The sequence below is a fragment of the Octadecabacter algicola genome (assembly GCF_021532625.1).
In the GTDB taxonomy this organism is placed as follows: domain Bacteria; phylum Pseudomonadota; class Alphaproteobacteria; order Rhodobacterales; family Rhodobacteraceae; genus Octadecabacter; species Octadecabacter algicola.
The window spans coordinates 359,435-376,561 of the sequence record NZ_JAKGAR010000001.1 but is presented as its reverse complement, the minus strand read 5'-3'; the positions used below and the strand labels follow the sequence as shown (position 1 = coordinate 376,561).

The window sequence follows — 17,127 nt, the reverse complement described above, 5'->3', positions numbered from 1 at the left end:
CGGGGAAATGGTGGGTCGTGAGAGGCTCGAACTCCCGACATCTTCGGTGTAAACGAAGCGCTCTACCAACTGAGCTAACGACCCGATGAGCAGCGTTTAGCGCCCCTCTTCGCGGGGTGCAAGCCTCATGTTAGCAATTTTTGCACACCGTCTTTTAAATGATAAACACAGCCCTGCCCGCCGTGGATCGATGGGTTGGCCAAGGCGTGTTCTCTGGCGACGATACTTCGGATGGCACGACTGGTGATTCCATGGGTAATCAGCACCGCAGGCCCTTTAAGATCAGCTAGAAACGCTGCTGCACGGTCTGTTACGGCGGCAAACCCTTCCCCGCCCGGGGCCATTTCATACTGTGCCAGTTCTGGGTCTGGACCGTCCGGCATCGGCAAATCCAACCGCAAACGGCCCGACCATTCCCCTACGCCAATTTCGCGTAATCTGATGTCTGTATGAATCGATTCTGCTAAAACCCCACACGCAAGCCCTGCCGTTTGGAAGGCCCGCCCCGATGGGCTGGACCAAAATGAGAATCCCTCAAGATCAAGGCCGCGCAGGATTTCTCCTTGGCGTGCGGCGTCCCTCTGCCCTTTTGCAGTCAAAGGGGAATTCAGCCACCCCTGCATGCGGTTCTCTGCGTTCCACTCGGTTTCGCCATGGCGAAGAATATATAGTTCTGGATATGTCATGCGCTGTGCCTATCGCGCACGCGTGAGGATCAAAAGCCCCGCCCGATAGAATCATTGATTAAGAACCCAAATAGACCGATAGAAGAAATGCATCTCTCGCCCGCGGGAGAGTCTGGGCAAGACCCAGCGCCGAAGGAGCAACGACCCGGAAACTCTCAGGCACACGGACCGCGGGTGAATAGCAATCTGGAGAGCGGTGGCACACATTGCCGCCCACCGAAGGAGAAGTCGCGATCTTCGCCCTACTGGGCATGCGGCGAAACTCTCAGGTTCCCTGACAGATGGGTTCATCGCTGGCTTATGCTGGCTCGTTTGAACGTCCGAGGGGAACTAACTCATGAAAAAGATTGCCGTAATCGGTGCTGGCATCACCGGAATCACCACAGCTTATGCGCTGATCAACCGTGGCTTTGAAGTCACCGTGTTCGATAAGAACCGTTATGCCGCGATGGAAACCTCTTTTGCAAATGGCGGGCAGTTGAGCGCCTCTAACGCCGAAGTTTGGACCCAATGGTCTACGATCCTCAAAGGGATCAAATGGATGACGCAGCGCGGCGCGCCTTTGTTGGTCAACCCGAAACCAAGCTGGCACAAGTATTCTTGGATGGCGGAATTCATGTCCAACATCCCTAACTACCGCAAGAACACGATCGAAACTGTGCGCCTTGCGATCATGGCACGCGAGCATTTCATCTCTCACGCCGCGACAGAAGGTTTTGATTTTGCGTTGGAAAAACGTGGTATCTTACATGTTTACGACTGCAAGCCAGACTTTGATGGTGCTGCCAAGGTCAACGCGCTGCTTAAGGAAGGCGGGTTGGAACGCCATGCGGTCACGCCCGAAGAAATGAAAACGCTAGAGCCGGCGTTGCAGGGCGATTTGTACGGCGGTTACTACACCGAAACCGATTTCACGGGCGACATTCACGCTTATGCCAAGGGCCTCGCCGAAGCTTGTGAAAAGCGTGGCGCAGCGTTCCATTACGGTTGCGGTGTGGACACTCTTACTGCGCGCAATCCCGGTGTGGACGTGGGGTGGCATGACAAAGATGGCAAGGGGTCCGACCACTTTGATGGAATAGTCATCTGCGCTGGCGTCCAAAGCCGTGATCTGGCGGCACAAGTTGGCGACCGCGTTAACATCTACCCCGTCAAAGGCTATTCAATCACAGTCCAGATGGATGATGACGACAGCCGCGCGGCGGCCCCGTGGGTATCCCTGCTGGATGACAAAGCCAAAATCGTAACATCGCGCCTTGGCCCGGATCGGTTCCGCGTCGCCGGAACGGCAGAATTTAACGGCTATAACAAAGACATCCGCAACGATCGGATCGAACCGTTGGTGAAATGGGTTGAAAATCTTTTTCCAGATGTCAGCACCGAACATGCTGTTCCATGGGCAGGTCTACGCCCCATGATGCCAAACATGATGCCCCGCGTTGGAGCAGGCAAAACGCCTGGTGTGTTTTACAACACAGGCCACGGGCACCTTGGGTTTACGCTGTCAGCCGCGACCGCAGAGCTTGCTGCAGATGCCGTGCTGCAAAACTCGCAAAGCAACTCGGTTGGCGCTGACCTGAGCTAAAAAAACGGCACGTGAGGTCCCCCCCACGTGCCGTTCTCTCGCCTACCAACTTTGCGACTTTATTCTGCAGCAACAGGCGCCTTTGCTGGGCCATTGTCGCCCTTAGGTTGGCGCACCTTCAGGGTCATGATCTTTGCATTTGCCACATCTTTGACGCGCTTGATCATGACTTTACCGAGTGGCGGCACTGTCAATTCTTCGCCGTCAGCCAAGCTCCGACCCAAGACGGTCAACATCGCCTCAACCACGGGTTTGACGTCTTTCTTTTTCATTCCGGTTTCGGCCATCACACGGTCAATCAGCTCGGGCTTTTTGATTGGGGTCGCAGTTACAACAGGCGTTACGGATTCAACAATCGTCGCCTTTGTCGTCGCTGGCTTTGTAACAGCTTTAGCCGTTGCCGTCTTAGTCGTCGTTTTAACGGCGGCTGTTTTCGTCGTTGTTTTTGCCTTTGGGGTCGTGGTTTTTGTGCTGCGGGTGGCCATTGCTCTCTCCGATCAAAGCCACTTGATTGTGGCCATTTGAGAAACAGTAACCTGCAAATCACGTTAATCCCATGGGAATTCTTTCGAAAAGTGGTCATTGCGGCGCTATTGCCGCGCCCTATGTACCGTGTCGCTTGACCCGATCCGCAAAAACCAAGACAAATAAAGCGCATTTTAAGGGGATGTTACTATGATTAAAAATTTTGCAACCGCTGCTCTGCTTTCCGCAGCAACAACACTGAGCGCCACTGCCGGCGGTATGAGCGAACCTACGATGGAGCCACTCACCATCGTTCAGGAAACTGAAACGTCATCCAGCAGTCCACAGCTCCTGCCGATTATGATTTTCGCAGCCTTGGTCGCAGTAGCTTCCAACTAAGCGACTCAAGCCTTACCAACCAAGAAGGGCGCCTGAGAAACCTCAGGCGCCCTTCTTGGTTTTACAATTGAACGTTCATTAGTGGGCTGTTGCCCCTGCCCCACCATCACGAGCGCGTAAGGCGGCTTCAGCTGCAGCTGCATCCTCTGCCTCTTGGTCCCACTCAACCGCCTTTGGTGATGAAACAAGCGCATGCTCCAAGACTTCTGTGACGTGCGTGACGGGAATAATCTCCAGCCCTTCTTTCACATTGTCCGGAATGTCGGCCAAATCTTTTACGTTCTCTTCTGGGATAAGCACCGTTTTGATACCGCCCCGCAGAGCCGCCAAGAGTTTCTCTTTCAGGCCACCGATGGCTGACGCATTGCCGCGCAGGGTCACTTCACCCGTCATGGCGATGTCTTTGCGCACTGGGATCTTTGTCAGAACAGACACGATCGCAGTGACCATCGCCAGACCGGCAGATGGACCATCTTTTGGTGTAGCACCGTCAGGCACGTGAACGTGGATGTCCAACTTATCAAACGCAGGCGGCTTCACCCCGATCTGCGGGCTGATCGAACGCACATAGCTGGACGCTGCGTCGATGGATTCTTTCATCACATCGCCAAGCTTACCAGTTGTCTTCATACGGCCTTTGCCCGGCAGTCGCAGCGCTTCGATATTCAAAAGCTCACCGCCAACAGATGTGTAGGCAAGCCCCGTAACGACGCCGACCTGATCGCTCTCTTCAGCTAGGCCAAAGCGATGCTTTTTGACGCCTAAGAAATCTTCGATGTTGTCCTCATTAACGACAATCGTCTCAGCTTCTTTCTTCACCAGCTTTGTCACAGCCTTACGGGCAACCTTTGCGATCTCACGCTCAAGGTTCCGCACGCCAGCTTCGCGAGTGTAATACCGGATCATGGACGTCAACGCAGAGTCTTCGAGTGTGAATTCCTTAGCCTTAAGGCCATGATTTTTCATCACTTTCTCAAGCAAGTGCTGCTTCGCAATTTCACGCTTTTCGTCCTCTGTGTAACCAGACAACGGGATGATCTCCATCCGGTCCAGCAATGGGCCCGGCATGTTGTAGGAGTTCGAAGTGGTCAGGAACATCACGTTGGACAGGTCATACTCGACCTCCAAGTAGTGATCCACGAATGTGCCGTTCTGTTCCGGATCAAGCACCTCAAGCATCGCGGATGCAGGGTCGCCACGGAAATCCTGACCCATCTTGTCGATCTCATCGAGCAAGATAAGCGGGTTTGTGGTTTTCGCCTTTTTCAGCGCCTGAATGATCTTACCCGGCATAGAGCCGATGTACGTCCGGCGGTGACCACGGATTTCGGATTCATCACGCACGCCACCAAGTGAAATACGAATAAACTCACGCCCCGTTGCCTTGGCCACAGATTTACCGAGCGATGTCTTACCCACACCAGGAGGGCCGACGAGGCACATGATCGGCCCCTTCAGCTTTTGGCTGCGCTGTTGCACGGCAAGGTATTCAACAATGCGTTCTTTAACCTTTTCAAGGCCATAGTGATCATCGTCCAAAATCGCCTCGGCCTTGCCTAGGTCCTTTTTGGTGCGGGACTTCTTGTTCCACGGGATGGACAAGATCCAGTCTAGGTAGTTGCGCACGACTGTAGCTTCGGCGGACATCGGCGACATGTTCTTGAGTTTTTTAAGCTCACCGTCGACCTTTTCCTGCGCTTCTTTGGACAGTTTAGTCTCAGCGATTTTGGCCTCAAGCTCGGCCATTTCGCCCTCGCCCTCTTCGCCGTCGCCAAGTTCCTTCTGAATGGCCTTCATCTGCTCATTCAAATAGTATTCGCGTTGCGTGCGCTCCATCTGGGTTTTCACGCGGGTCTTGATCTTTTTCTCGACCTGCAGAACAGACATTTCGCCCTGCATCAGGCCAAACACTTTTTCCAAACGTTCCGAAATCGACAACGTCTCAAGCAATTCCTGACGCTGCTCGACCTCAATTCCGAGGTGGCCAGCAACCAAATCCGCGAGTTTCGCAGGCTCCGTCGCCTCAGATACCGCAGACAGGGCTTCTTCAGGGACGTTCTTTTTCACTTTTGCGTAGCGGGTGAATTCCTTGGACACAGAACGGGTCAGTGCCTCGATTGTGGTCATATCACCGGGCATCTCGGTCAGGTACTCTGCCGATGCCTCGAAATAGTTCTCATTCTCATGGAATTCTGTGATGCGCACACGCGCAATACCTTCGACCAACACTTTCACTGTGCCGTCTGGCAATTTTAACAGTTGCAGCACATTGGCCAGCACGCCTGCTTTGTAAATTCCATCTTGGCTTGGATCGTCTTCCGCCGGATCAATCTGGCTGGACAGCAGGATTTGCTTGTCGTCCTGCATGACTTCTTCCAGTGCGCTGACCGACTTTTCGCGGCCCACGAACAGCGGCACGATCATGTGTGGAAACACAACGATGTCGCGCAATGGCAGGACGGGATAGGATGAACTCAAAGGTTCTTGCATGCTCTTTTCCTTTGTTAGCAAGATCAGCGATCCCTAATTGTAGGCAACGCACTGATCTCCGGTCTCGGCTTATAGATGTGGGGGTCTTTCGCCCGCTTTCAACCAACACCGTTTCAGGTTCACAACACTTTGCCTGTGTGGCGTGGTCGCTGCAAGGCAGCAATCCGTCAAAATTGGGGATAACTGGGGAATTGTTCAGAATGTGCCCGCACGCCATGTTCTTTCACCGGCAGCTTGGCGCAGGTTCGAATCCTGTAGATTTAGGAAGACGCTCCACCTTATCACACCCTAGTTGATCAACAATAATCCCACCAATTGTGCATCGTCCTACATCGAGAAACAATCATCGTTAATCTTTAGCTAATATGGAAAATTCCTATTCGAAAATTGACCAACGGCACTAATCCGCCTACTCTTTCCTCAATTAACGAAAATAGAAAATAATATTAGGGGATTATTCAATGAAGATTTCTACGATTGTGGCTTCTGCCGCACTTGCACTAACAGCTGCTACTTCACAGGCAGCCACATTGTATCAAAACGACGTGGCCGCAAGCCCGTCCGGAAATGAAACGACCCAATGGGTTCAATCCAGTAGCTTTAATCTGGCGGCTGACTCCGACATTACTGGGGGCTCAGTTTTTGTCGCGGCATATGGTACCGACCTTTCTGTGTGGGATGGTGCATTCGATTACTGGGTTTTCGACGATCTCGCAGGTTCACCTGATTCAATTGTCGCAAATGGCGCGGCGACGGTTGGCGCTGTAACTGACACTGGCATCACCACAGGGTTCGGCAGCAATGTCTTTGCAATCGATTTTGATCTTGCGTCTACGTTTTCAGCGCTGGGTGCCACTGATTATTGGTTCGGCATCCACCTTTCAACAAATTTCGACCGAGATGACCTGTACTGGGTAACGTCTTCTACAAGTGACGGAACCGCAGAGTCGAATGGCGGTAGCTTTGACAATTGGAGGACTTATTCACCGGCCCGTGCGTTTTCTTTGAACGACGATCCATTGTCAGTTTCTGCGGTTCCACTTCCAGCCGGCGGCCTGTTGCTTCTCAGCGGGATCGGTGGCTTGATGGTCTCACGACGTCGCAAGACAGCTTAAGTCTTAATAACGAAATTCATGTGAAGAGGCGTCGTTTTACGACGCCTCTTTTCATTTAGGCATTCAAGAGGATCGTTTTTCCCATGGGCGCGCTAACCGAGAAAATCCCCACCCCACCTTGCGGGCACCCAACGCTGGTTGTGCTATGTCAACAAACTACCAGAGTTCATCTCTTGGCTGCGGAACATTTGATGAAAAACGGTAAATGAATAATGCGATTCCTGTAGTTCTCACCCAGACGGTGCGGAACATCCGGATGGCACGCGGTCTTGATGTTAACGCTACGCCCCCAGCGTGGCGTGGTCGCTGCAAGGCAGCAATCTGTCAAAACTGGGGATAAATGCCAAAATCGTCTGGTTTTAGGGCGTGAACTGCTAGATATCCACCAAAGGAGACTGGGGGTGTGCACCCTTAAACTTCGCAACGACCTGCGCACCAGCAGATATTGGGCAAGCCGGAAGATTGGACAAATGGCCTAACCTAGAGACCAAATCGCTACGCAGATGTTTATCCCGCGCACCGATGCTGAAGACAATCAAATCGGCGACAATGCTAAAGTTGGCTTCGTCTTTTCCCTCATAGTCGAACGCAGCAGGCTCGCCACCTTCCAGTATTTCATGTAGCAGCGCCACAGCATTTCGTTCTGCCTCAAATAGGGTGTCGAACGGCAGGTCCAACGACAACGTCCCGCTGGAAAGAAAACGCGCCTGAACGATGCTTGCTGGTAACAAAAACCATGGCTTCGGCGTAAAGGCCCCTAACCGGTCACGAAATATCCAGGTGCGCAATACGCCTTTTCCATTGGTCTGGCCAACCAGATCGCGAAAGCCAAGATCATAGTCTTGTTGAATGATTTCGTTTGGTTTTTGTTGCCTCATAGAGGGTCAATATCCCCTTGCGCACGGCCTGCGTGGAAATCCGCCTCCCATGCGGCAAAGGTGCCCGCGCTGATCGCATCCCGCATCCCTTGCATAATGTCTTGGAAATAAGTCAGGTTATGCCACGTCAGCAACATCCCCGAAATCATTTCCTGAGAGCGGAACACATGGTGCAGATAAGCCCGTGAATAGTTCGAGCAGGCTGGACAACGGCAGTTTTCATCCAAGGGGCGCGGATCATCGGCGTGGCGAGCGTTTTTGATGTTTACAACACCTTGACGCGTAAACACTTGCCCTGTGCGCCCAGAACGGGACGGCAGCACGCAATCCATCATATCAATGCCGCGCTTAACGGCGCCGACGATGTCATCGGGCTTGCCCACACCCATCAGATAGCGCGGTTTATCAACAGGCAACTGATCGGGCGCAAAATCAAGCGTGTCAAACATCGCCTGCTGCCCCTCACCCACTGCAAGCCCGCCAACCGCATAGCCGTCAAACCCGATGTCTTGTAACGCGTCCGCCGATTGTTTGCGCAGATCTTCCTCAAGCCCGCCCTGTTGAATACCAAACAATGCATGACCAGGCCGATCCCCAAAGGCATCCTTTGAACGTTTCGCCCACCGCATCGACATTTGCATGCTGTCCTCAAGGCGTTTGCGATCCGCAGGAAGTGCCGGACATTCATCAAAGCACATCACAATGTCTGAACCGAGAAGCTTTTGGATTTCCATGGACCGTTCAGGCGTCAGGTTGTGTTTGGATCCGTCATAGTGGCTTTGAAACACAACACCTTCTTCTGTCAGCTTGCGCATTCCAGATAGGCTCATCACTTGAAACCCCCCGCTGTCTGTCAGGATTGGGCGTTCCCAGTTCATGAACTTGTGCAAGCCACCGAGCTTGGCAATCCGTTCCGCCGTTGGGCGCAGCATCAAATGATAGGTATTGCCGAGCAGAATGTCGGCCCCCGTTTCGCGCACACTTTCAGGCATCATCGCCTTTACGGTCGCAGCAGTGCCAACAGGCATAAACGCAGGCGTACGAATATCACCGCGTGGCGTCTTCATCACACCGGTCCGCGCAGAACCATCGGTCTGGTTCAGCTGAAATGAAAACGTGTCAGTCATAGGGCCCTCTTATCGTTGCCCGCTTCTAGGCCCATCACAGAGCAAAAGAAAGCGGTGACCCGAAGACACGGCCTATCCAGTTTTCTTAACCACCTGCCCCACCTTCTGCATCAACTCACTTAAGGTCGCAGCAAGCGCATTTGAACAACACCTAGGAAAGTTCGCGGCACGGCTGTATTGATCCATGACTCACCCGAATTGGTTGTTCCGCTGAAACATTCTGCACAAACACCCAATTCGTCGCATCTGCCCTCCTTTACGCTCCCTAAGCTAATCCCTATATGTTCTGTCAGGAATTACAGGAACCAACCAAATGACCGATCAAACCGCGCCTCAGTCCGAACCAATGGAAGGCACACCCCTGATCCAGCCATCGAGCACAGATCACCCGCTTTATGACAACATTGTCGAAGCATGTCGCACGGTCTATGACCCTGAAATCCCAGTAAATATTCTGGACCTTGGGTTGATCTATACAATCCAGGTCAATGACGAGAACGAAGTTAAGGTTCTCATGTCCCTGACCGCGCCGGGTTGTCCTGTTGCGGGCGAAATGCCGGGTTGGGTCGCCGAAGCAATCGAACCGCTGGCGGGCGTCAAAACAGTAGATGTCGAACTGGTCTGGGAACCCCAATGGGGCATGGAGATGATGTCAGACGAAGCGCGCCTTGAACTGGGGTTCATGTAGGGCAAGCCATTTAGCTTGCATTTAGCACCCTAAAATGGGTGCATAATTCAAAAAGCAACCTAAATTAGTTGCATTATTACGTCTGCACGCTATTGTGGCTGCATGAACCCAACAATTGCATCCACAGTTATTACAGGCGACTTGGTAAATTCCAGTCAACTATCGCAATCTGAACTAGAACGAGCTAGCCTCCATTTATCCAATGCCGCAGACGACATAGCGAGGTTGCAGAACGCACCGCTACACTTTTCCCCCCACAGAGGAGATGGTTGGCAAGTCGCTCTTACTAATTCGTCTTTCACACTAAGAACGGTTCTTTTGTTTAGAGCGGTGTTGCGAGGACTCGGTACAGGTTTTGATAGCTACATGGCGGTCGCCACCACGCATGAGGCGACATGGCCTCTCTTGAACGGAGCCGACTTAAACCAAATCACTGGTCCCGCTTTCAAGGCCTCTGGTGCGTTACTAGAAGAAATCAGAGAAAATAAAACAAGCGCTTTTCGATGGGCTCATAGCGACCATGGCCCAAACCATGCGGCACTAACTTTGGCCGATGGACTTTCATTTGATTGGACGCCAACTCAAGCGGCCGACATTTCAAAAGTACTACGAACGTCCGAGGAATTAACTTATACGTCTCTCGCTAAGACAATCGGCAAGTCACGCCAATCCGTAAAAAAGTCACTAGACGGCGCTCGTTCACGGTTTTTGCTTGAGGCTATCAGAGTGAGTGAAGAGGAAAGCCGCCAATGATAGAAACCTTCACCGCCCTCCTGTTCGCCCACGTCTTGGCCGACTTCGTTCTGCAAACCGGTGCGATGGTCAAACACAAACGCCACGGGGGCGTCATGCTGTTACACGCCGCTCTGGTGTTGGCCACGGCACAAGCGGCAACAGGGCACTTAACCGCCCCCGAAATCTTGGCATTGACGGCCGCCCATGCTGTTATCGATTGCATCAAAACCAACGGGAATTTCCGCGGCATGACGGCCTTTGCCGTCGATCAGGCCGCACATGTCGTCACAATAGCCGCAGTCGCCTTCTATGCCCCCCAGCTTTGGGCAACGGGCCAGTGGGCCGCCTACCCGCAGGCATTGCCCGCGATGATTATAGCAACCGGTGCCATCGTGACGCTCATCGCGGGGCAACACACAGTCGCCTTGTTGATGAAACCCCACAGCATGCGCATCCGCAACAACGGGTTACGTGACGGCGGGCGCCAAATTGGTCTGCTGGAACGTGGGCTGATCTTCGTGTTCATCCTCACCGGCCTGCCCCTTGGCGTGGGCTTTCTTGTAGGGGCGAAATCTGTACTGCGATTTGGCACCGCGTCGCGCGATCAACGCACGGCAGAATATGTTATTATCGGCACATTGGCCTCGTTTGGCTGGGCCATTTGTGCGGCCCTGCTCACCCAATATGCCCTAACCCTGCTTCCGCCCTCTTGAGATAACGCGCGCCGCGCCCTAAATTGAACCCAAAGGAGACCGCGCATGTTCGGCATTCCCGGAAAACAAGCTGTCACGATTACTGACAAAGCCGCCACACAGATCGCCAAACTTATGGCAAAAGACGGCACGCAAGGATTGCGCATTGGCGTCAAAAAAGGCGGCTGTGCTGGCATGGAATACACCATGGAATACGTCAGCGACGTAGATCCCCTTGACGAAGTTGTCGAACAAGAAGGCGCGCGCGTGATGATCGCGCCAATGGCACAAATGTTCCTGTTCGGCACTGAGATTGATTACGAAGTCAGCCTTTTGGAAGCGGGTTTCAAGTTCAAAAACCCCAATGTCTCCGAGGCATGCGGCTGCGGTGAATCAATCAAGTTCGACGACAGCCTCGTCCCTAACGGATAACAATATGGCCGTATCCGAGGAAGACATCCAATTCGCGACTGATCTTTTCTCGGGACTTGGCCCTCTTACAACGCGTAAAATGATGGGCGGGCTGTGCCTTTATTCTGAGGGCACCATCTTTGCGATCGTGCATTCGGATTTCGGCGTCATGATCAAAGGCGATGGCGCGTTCAAAGACACGCTTGATGCCATGCGTCTAACCCGTTGGACCTATCAGCGAGACGGCGCAGCGAAACCCACGGCGATGCCCTATTGGAAACTGCCAGACAGCGCGCTGGATGACCCTGAAGAAGCCTGCGATCTTGCGCGACGCGCCCTCACGTTTCTTTAACGTCTAGTCGTCGTCATCTTGTAAGTGCAGGTAGGTTTCATCGAACCGCTTTTGTAAATGATCAACTGCACGAATGACCTCTCCGGAACCAGCCGGCGCGACGTTGGTATCGGCATTCGGGTTGAAGAACATCGGGATAGAAAGGCGTTCCTGCGTTCCACCAATCACGCGGTGCGGTGTGGCGACAACGCGTTTTTGGGTCCACATTTCTAACATCTCGCCGAAGTTGATCACAAACTCACCAACAGGTGCAGACACAGGATACCAGCCCCCGCCCCGTTTGCGCACCTCGAGACCCGGTGTGCCGTCCATCGCCAAAAGCGTAAGGCAGCCGTAATCCGTGTGTGTTGCGATCCCGAAGTCCTTTGCGCCCGCATCAGCCGGACGTGGCGGGTAATAATTCCCGCGCAGCAAAGCCATGGGCTGATCGAACTGTTCTTTGAAGTAACCTGCGTCTTCGCCAATTGCGCCAGCAAGCGCCGCCAAAAGATCACCCGCAAATGCCAATGCACGGGCGTAGTAGTTCTCGATGATGACCTTGAATTCTGCCGGTTCATCAGGCCACAAATTCGGCGCATAGCTTGGCAGGTCCGAGCCCTTAACCTCAAATCCGCAATCAAACACCTGCTTGTAATCAGGGTTTGCATCCGGATCGACTTGTTCTGATCCAGCAGCGCCCCACCCGCGGTTGGACCCCGTGTTCGCCATATTAACCGCTTCTTTTTGCGCCGCGGGTTGCTTGAAGAACGCAGCATAGGTCGCAAAAACCTCGGCAATGTCAGCGGTCGGAATTGGCGTGTTGTACAGCGTCAAAAACCCAATTTCCTTTGCGGCCACGCGGACCTCTTCGATCACAGCCAAATCTCCGGCAAGAAATGCCTCTGCGTCTATTCTGGGGATTGATGTCTCGGTCACGGGCCTGCCCTTTCGTCTTTGCTTGCGGCTTGCTACATCATGACAAACAGAATGGGGAGAGTGAGATGCGCAAACTTGTTGCAGGAAATTGGAAAATGAACGGCACCAGTGCGGACCTGCCGCAACTGAACGCCTTGGCGGATCAACATGGAGATGCATCTGTTGATGTGGTGATCTGTGGTCCCGCGACGCTTCTTAGCCGAATGGCCGACACGGGCCTCAGCATCGGCGGCGAAGACTGTCATCCGTCCTCCTCAGGGGCGTACACTGGCGACATCTCGGCGGCGATGATCGCGGACACTGGCGCGACTTACGTCATTACTGGGCACTCTGAACGCCGAACTGACCACAATGAAGACGACGCATTAATCGCATCAAAAGCCACCGCTGGCTGGAACGCGGGCTTGCATGTCATCATTTGTATCGGGGAAAGCGAAGCCCAGTATCGCGCAGGTGAAACCCTCGACATTCTACGTGCGCAGATGGATCAATCCATCCCGGACGCGGCGACGGCTGAAACAACTACAATCGCTTACGAGCCGATCTGGGCGATTGGCACAGGCCTGACCCCAACTGCCGAGGAAATCAGTGCGGTTCACGCAGCCCTTCGTGTCCACCTTGAAGCCCGTTTCGGGGCCGAGGGCAGCGCCATGCGTCTTCTTTACGGCGGCTCGGTAAAGGCCTCAAACGCGGATGAAATTTTTGCGTTGGCCAACGTGGATGGTGCGCTTGTTGGCGGTGCATCCCTTAAGGCTACGGACTTCTCCCCGATCATTACGGCCCTCGAGGCTAGCGCCTAACGCGCACTAAGACAGCCAACGACCCAAACAAAAAGCGACGCCCCAACCATGTGGCGTCGCTTTTCAGTTTTCAGGATCAAGGGCGCGCGGAAGCGCACCTTTGGATCAGTTGGTGATAATCTCGGGCCCCATATAGGCCGTTGGCAACATCGTGGAAAGCCACGGAATGTAGGTCACCATGATCAAGAACACGAACAACACGGCCAAGAATGGCAACGCCGCACGAACAACCCGCATCATGGACATATTGGCAACGCCAGATGTCACGAACAGGTTCAAACCAACAGGCGGTGTAATCATCCCGATTTCCATGTTCACCACCATAATGATTCCAAGGTGGATCGGATCAATGCCCAGCTGAATTGCAATTGGGAACACCAACGGTGCAACGATCACAATCAATCCTGATGGTTCCATGAACTGACCACCAATCAACAGAATGATGTTTACGATAATCAGGAACGTGATCGGCCCTAATCCTGCCGCCAACATGGCCTCAGTGATGTGCTGCGGGATCTGTTCGTCCGTAAGAACATGTTTCAAGATCAAAGCGTTTGCGATGATGAACATCAGCATGATGGTCAACTTACCGGCCTCAAGCAAGGTCGCCTTCGTATCGCGGTGAAACAGCGACGGGATCGCATAAATCACGTTCTCGACGTTCGCGCGCACAAGGTTACGCCCACCAACAATCATCGACTGCCCAAAACTGCCGCCTGCATGATCCAACCGCTGCGCACCGCGCACCAATGAGAACGTAAACACCGCAGGCGGAAGAAGCAGAATAAATACTGCACCAAGGGATTGGATAAGCGCAAACAACACCGTCGCATCAGACGCGATAACCTTGAAGATCGCATAGATCATCGGAACCACGCCCAATAGTGCCACTGCAATAAATGCAAGATTCATGCCCTGCCCCGCAGGAACCGCCTTGGACATCAGCATTGCCAAAATCAATGCGACGACAAAGAACACACCTGCGGCCGCGAATGCGATCCACATCGGTGCCCCGAACATGAAACACCCAATCGCATACAGGATGAACGTCACCAACGTGAAGCCCCACACCCGCAGGCCAAGCAGACCAAGGTCAGCGTCACTTTCAGGCAACCAAGACTTACCCTTCAGCGGCCCCATATCGCGGTAGATAAAGATCGAAACGATAAAGGCGTAGATAGATGCAATTGCAGCCGCTTCGGTCGGTGTAAACACACCACCGTAGATGCCGCCAAGGATCACGACCATCAAGAACAGGCCCCATGACGCATCTAAGATCGTGGAGAATACTTGCTCGAAGCCCAGCCATTCGCCCTTTGGCAGGTTTTTCACGCGGGCAATGACATAGATTGTCACCATCAACATGATGCCTGCCAACAGGCCCGGAATCACACCAGCAAGAAACATCCGACCCACGGACACATCCGTCGCGGACGCATAAACAACCATCACGATAGACGGTGGGATCAGGATACCCAGCGTACCCGCGTTACAGATAACGCCAGCGGCGAAGTCTTTGGAATAGCCGGATTTGACCATGCCCGCGATTACGATCGACCCGACCGCGACAACAGTCGCTGGGGATGACCCTGACAAGGCAGCAAACAACATACAGGCCAGAACACCCGCAATCGCCAAACCGCCGCGCACATGGCCGATTACGGCGATGGCGAACTCGATGATGCGGCGCGCCACCCCACCCGTCGACATAAACGACGAGGCTAGAATGAAGAACGGGATCGCCAAAAGCGTGTAGTGCCCCGCCATCGCCTGATACATGCTCTGGGCGATAGACGCCAAAGAACTGTCAGAAAACGCCAACAAGAACAGTGTGGACGAAAGCCCCAACGCCACCGCGATAGGCACGCCAATTGCCAGCAAGGCAATGACCATGCCGAAAAGAATTGCGACATCCATGATTAAGTCTCCTTGGACAGGCTGGCGCCTGCGTCTTCTACTGCATCCTCGGCTTCGTGGCTGACGATCAGTGAATCGATCTCACCGCGCACAAGGCGCACCATCAGTTGAACCAACCGGTACAACATCAAGCCAACGGCAAACGGCAACATAGCGTAAGGGATAAAGCGAGGGAGCTTCTCATAAGCCTCCCCAAGATTGAACGTGTTCTCAAGCCACGTCTGCGCAAATGGGATTGGCACGTGGTCGGTTTCGTACCAGCCTTGATCGCGTGAATTGGCAAAGATGCCATCCGCAAATGTCAGGCCAAAGAAACCAGCGCCCTCTTCGGCCGCCACGATGCCTGGAAAAACCCGCCCCGTTGTCGCATCAAGCCCCGCGAACGGTGCCCAGTAATCCCAAGCACCCTTCATCAGCAGTGCCGCATAAAGAATGCATGCCGCCGCCGCGATGATCCCTAGGATCTTTTTACCCGAAGGGCTCGCAAGGTTGATAACCGCATCGACGCCCAAGTGGCTGACGACCTTAAACCCGTAAGCGATGCCAAACAAAACCAACCAAGCAAATAGGATGAGTGTAACCTCAAGCCCCCAAATCAACTGGCTGTTAAAGCCATAGCGCATCACAACATTGATAAACGTCACAAGGGTCATCAACCCCAGCAATAACGCGATCAAGCTTTCTTCGATGTTGTGAACAATAGCACCCAAACGCCCCTTGGGCTGAAATGCACCGGACATGCTGTCCCCCTCATGTTTTAGAAAGGGCCGGCCACTAAAGTAGCCGGCCCAATTACGTGGAATGGTCAGTGAGGCGTCGTTCCGTCCGGAACGCGCACCACCTCATTCCTTACAGAGCAGCGTTAATCGCTTGCGCTGCGTCGATGTTTTCTTGACCTACGTCGTCAACGAACTGGTCCCAAACAGGACGCATGGTTTCAACCCATGCCGCACGCTGCTCGTCTGTTAGCTCAAGAATTGTGCCGCCAGCTTCAAGGATAGACGCCTTGGCTTCTTCGTTCACCGCAAACGCTTCAGCGTTACGTGTTTCAGTCACTTCGCCAAGAATTGTCAGGAACTGGTCACGGACTTCTGGCTCAAGGCCGTCCAGCCAATCAACGGATGTCACGACAAGGTAGTCGATGATGCCGTGGTTGGTTTCAGTAACGCCGTCCTGAACTTCAAAGAACTTCTGACCCCAAACGTTGGACCATGTGTTTTCCTGACCGTCCACAACACCAGTTTGCAGTGCGCCGTAAACCTCGGAAAACGCCATTGGCTGTGGGGATGCGCCCATTGCTTCCATCTGAGCAACAAGAACGTCAGAGTTTTGGACACGGAACTTGAGACCGTCAGCGTCAGTTGGCAAAGCCAATGGAACGTTTGCAGACATCTGCTTCATGCCATTGTGCCAGTAGCCAAGGCCCTGAAGACCACGACGTTGCATGGAATCGAGCATTGCCTGCCCCGCGTCGGACGCTTGGAACGCATCTACAGCTTCGATGTTTGTGAACATGAATGGCAGATCGAAAATGCGGAACTGACGTGTGAAGGCTTCGAACTTGGACAAGGAAGGTGCCGCAAGCTGAACATCACCCTGAAGCATCGCTTCAAGAACTTGGTCATCGTTATAAAGGGATGACTGTGGGAACACTTCCATGCACATCACACCGTCCATTTCGGCGTTTACGCGTTCCTGCAACAGGGACGCCGCAATACCTTTAGGGTGACGGTCAGTGTTTGTAACGTGGCTGAATTTTACAACGATTTCGCCGTCATCACAGCCTGCTGTGTCCGCAGCTGCAACACCAGCAGTCAATGTCAAAGCAGCAACTGATACTGCGTTCATGAGAAACTTCATTGGTTTCCTCCC

At 53.4% G+C, this 17,127-nt stretch carries 17 protein-coding genes, 1 tRNA gene and 2 riboswitches; of the genes, 8 read left to right on the top strand and 10 right to left on the bottom strand.

The genetic code is table 11. The features are described from left to right. Positions 1 to 8 precede the first annotated feature (8 nt). Positions 9 to 84: transfer RNA gene (locus L0666_RS01860), tRNA-Val, on the bottom strand. A gap of 41 nt (positions 85 to 125) precedes the next feature. Further along, positions 126 to 686 carry a histidine phosphatase family protein gene (locus L0666_RS01855; protein WP_235257541.1) on the bottom strand — a complete coding sequence of 187 codons (561 nt, stop codon included), beginning with the start codon at positions 684 to 686 and terminating at the stop codon, positions 126 to 128. 93 nt (positions 687 to 779) lie between these two features. After that, positions 780 to 867, top strand: a riboswitch (glycine riboswitch). 1 nt (position 868) lies between these two features. Further along, a riboswitch (glycine riboswitch) is annotated at positions 869 to 971 on the top strand. 52 nt (positions 972 to 1,023) lie between these two features. Between L0666_RS01855 and L0666_RS01850 the strand changes: the two genes are divergently transcribed. Next, entirely contained in the window at positions 1,024 to 2,271 is a 1,248-nt protein-coding gene (locus L0666_RS01850) for a D-amino acid dehydrogenase (protein WP_235257539.1), read from the top strand. Positions 2,272 to 2,330: 59 nt separating this feature from the next. Here L0666_RS01850 and L0666_RS01845 read toward each other — a convergent pair whose 3' ends face one another. After that, entirely contained in the window at positions 2,331 to 2,756 is a 426-nt protein-coding gene (locus tag L0666_RS01845) for an HU family DNA-binding protein (RefSeq protein ID WP_235257537.1), read from the bottom strand. Positions 2,757 to 2,946: 190 nt separating this feature from the next. Here L0666_RS01845 and L0666_RS01840 point away from each other — a divergent pair, with 190 nt between their 5' ends. Continuing rightward, on the top strand, positions 2,947 to 3,135 hold the full coding sequence (locus tag L0666_RS01840; protein ID WP_235257534.1) for a hypothetical protein: 189 nt from the start codon (positions 2,947 to 2,949) through the stop codon (positions 3,133 to 3,135). A 78-nt stretch (positions 3,136 to 3,213) separates the two neighbouring features. Here the strand turns inward: L0666_RS01840 and lon are convergent, their stop codons facing one another. Next, on the bottom strand, positions 3,214 to 5,625 hold the full coding sequence (gene lon / locus L0666_RS01835; protein ID WP_235257532.1) for an endopeptidase La: 2,412 nt from the start codon (positions 5,623 to 5,625) through the stop codon (positions 3,214 to 3,216). Positions 5,626 to 6,086: 461 nt separating this feature from the next. On the opposite strand from lon, the gene L0666_RS01830 reads away from it, so the two are divergent. Then, the gene (locus L0666_RS01830; RefSeq protein WP_235257530.1) at positions 6,087 to 6,740 is read left to right on the top strand and encodes a VPLPA-CTERM sorting domain-containing protein; all 654 of its coding nucleotides are present in this window, start codon (positions 6,087 to 6,089) and stop codon (positions 6,738 to 6,740) included. 374 nt (positions 6,741 to 7,114) lie between these two features. Here L0666_RS01830 and L0666_RS01825 read toward each other — a convergent pair whose 3' ends face one another. Next, positions 7,115 to 7,618 (bottom strand): hypothetical protein, encoded by a 504-nt coding sequence (locus tag L0666_RS01825; RefSeq protein ID WP_235257528.1) that lies wholly within the window; start codon positions 7,616 to 7,618, stop codon positions 7,115 to 7,117. Further along, positions 7,615 to 8,745 (bottom strand): tRNA guanosine(34) transglycosylase Tgt, encoded by a 1,131-nt coding sequence (tgt, locus tag L0666_RS01820; RefSeq protein WP_235257526.1) that lies wholly within the window; start codon positions 8,743 to 8,745, stop codon positions 7,615 to 7,617. Before tgt ends, L0666_RS01825 begins: the two co-directional genes overlap by 4 nt. Positions 8,746 to 9,058: 313 nt before the next feature. Here tgt and L0666_RS01815 point away from each other — a divergent pair, with 313 nt between their 5' ends. The 4 genes from L0666_RS01815 (at position 9,059) to L0666_RS01800 (ending at position 11,623) form a co-directional block, all read left to right on the top strand. Beyond that, positions 9,059 to 9,433, top strand: coding sequence for an SUF system Fe-S cluster assembly protein (locus tag L0666_RS01815; protein ID WP_235257524.1), 375 nt, complete (start codon positions 9,059 to 9,061; stop codon positions 9,431 to 9,433). 749 nt (positions 9,434 to 10,182) lie between these two features. Beyond that, positions 10,183 to 10,881: a DUF3307 domain-containing protein gene (locus tag L0666_RS01810; protein WP_235257521.1), complete on the top strand. Its 699-nt coding sequence runs from the start codon at positions 10,183 to 10,185 to the stop codon at positions 10,879 to 10,881. 45 nt (positions 10,882 to 10,926) lie between these two features. After that, positions 10,927 to 11,292: a HesB/IscA family protein gene (locus L0666_RS01805; protein ID WP_235257519.1), complete on the top strand. Its 366-nt coding sequence runs from the start codon at positions 10,927 to 10,929 to the stop codon at positions 11,290 to 11,292. A 4-nt stretch (positions 11,293 to 11,296) separates the two neighbouring features. Beyond that, the gene (locus L0666_RS01800; RefSeq protein WP_235257517.1) at positions 11,297 to 11,623 is read left to right on the top strand and encodes a TfoX/Sxy family protein; all 327 of its coding nucleotides are present in this window, start codon (positions 11,297 to 11,299) and stop codon (positions 11,621 to 11,623) included. Positions 11,624 to 11,626: 3 nt separating this feature from the next. Here L0666_RS01800 and L0666_RS01795 read toward each other — a convergent pair whose 3' ends face one another. Continuing rightward, the gene (locus L0666_RS01795; RefSeq protein ID WP_235257515.1) at positions 11,627 to 12,538 is read right to left on the bottom strand and encodes an isopenicillin N synthase family dioxygenase; all 912 of its coding nucleotides are present in this window, start codon (positions 12,536 to 12,538) and stop codon (positions 11,627 to 11,629) included. Between the two features lie 65 nt (positions 12,539 to 12,603). Here L0666_RS01795 and tpiA point away from each other — a divergent pair, with 65 nt between their 5' ends. Further along, on the top strand, positions 12,604 to 13,338 hold the full coding sequence (gene tpiA / locus L0666_RS01790; protein WP_235257513.1) for a triose-phosphate isomerase: 735 nt from the start codon (positions 12,604 to 12,606) through the stop codon (positions 13,336 to 13,338). A 105-nt stretch (positions 13,339 to 13,443) separates the two neighbouring features. On the opposite strand, the gene L0666_RS01785 is transcribed toward tpiA, so the two are convergent. The 3 genes from L0666_RS01785 to L0666_RS01775 form a co-directional block, all read right to left on the bottom strand. Then, positions 13,444 to 15,255, bottom strand: a complete 1,812-nt coding sequence (locus tag L0666_RS01785) for a TRAP transporter large permease (protein WP_235257511.1) — start codon at positions 15,253 to 15,255, stop codon at positions 13,444 to 13,446. A 2-nt stretch (positions 15,256 to 15,257) separates the two neighbouring features. Then, positions 15,258 to 15,995, bottom strand: coding sequence for a TRAP transporter small permease (locus tag L0666_RS01780; RefSeq protein WP_235257509.1), 738 nt, complete (start codon positions 15,993 to 15,995; stop codon positions 15,258 to 15,260). A gap of 109 nt (positions 15,996 to 16,104) precedes the next feature. Further along, positions 16,105 to 17,115 (bottom strand): DctP family TRAP transporter solute-binding subunit, encoded by a 1,011-nt coding sequence (locus tag L0666_RS01775; RefSeq protein ID WP_235257507.1) that lies wholly within the window; start codon positions 17,113 to 17,115, stop codon positions 16,105 to 16,107. Positions 17,116 to 17,127 lie beyond the last annotated feature (12 nt).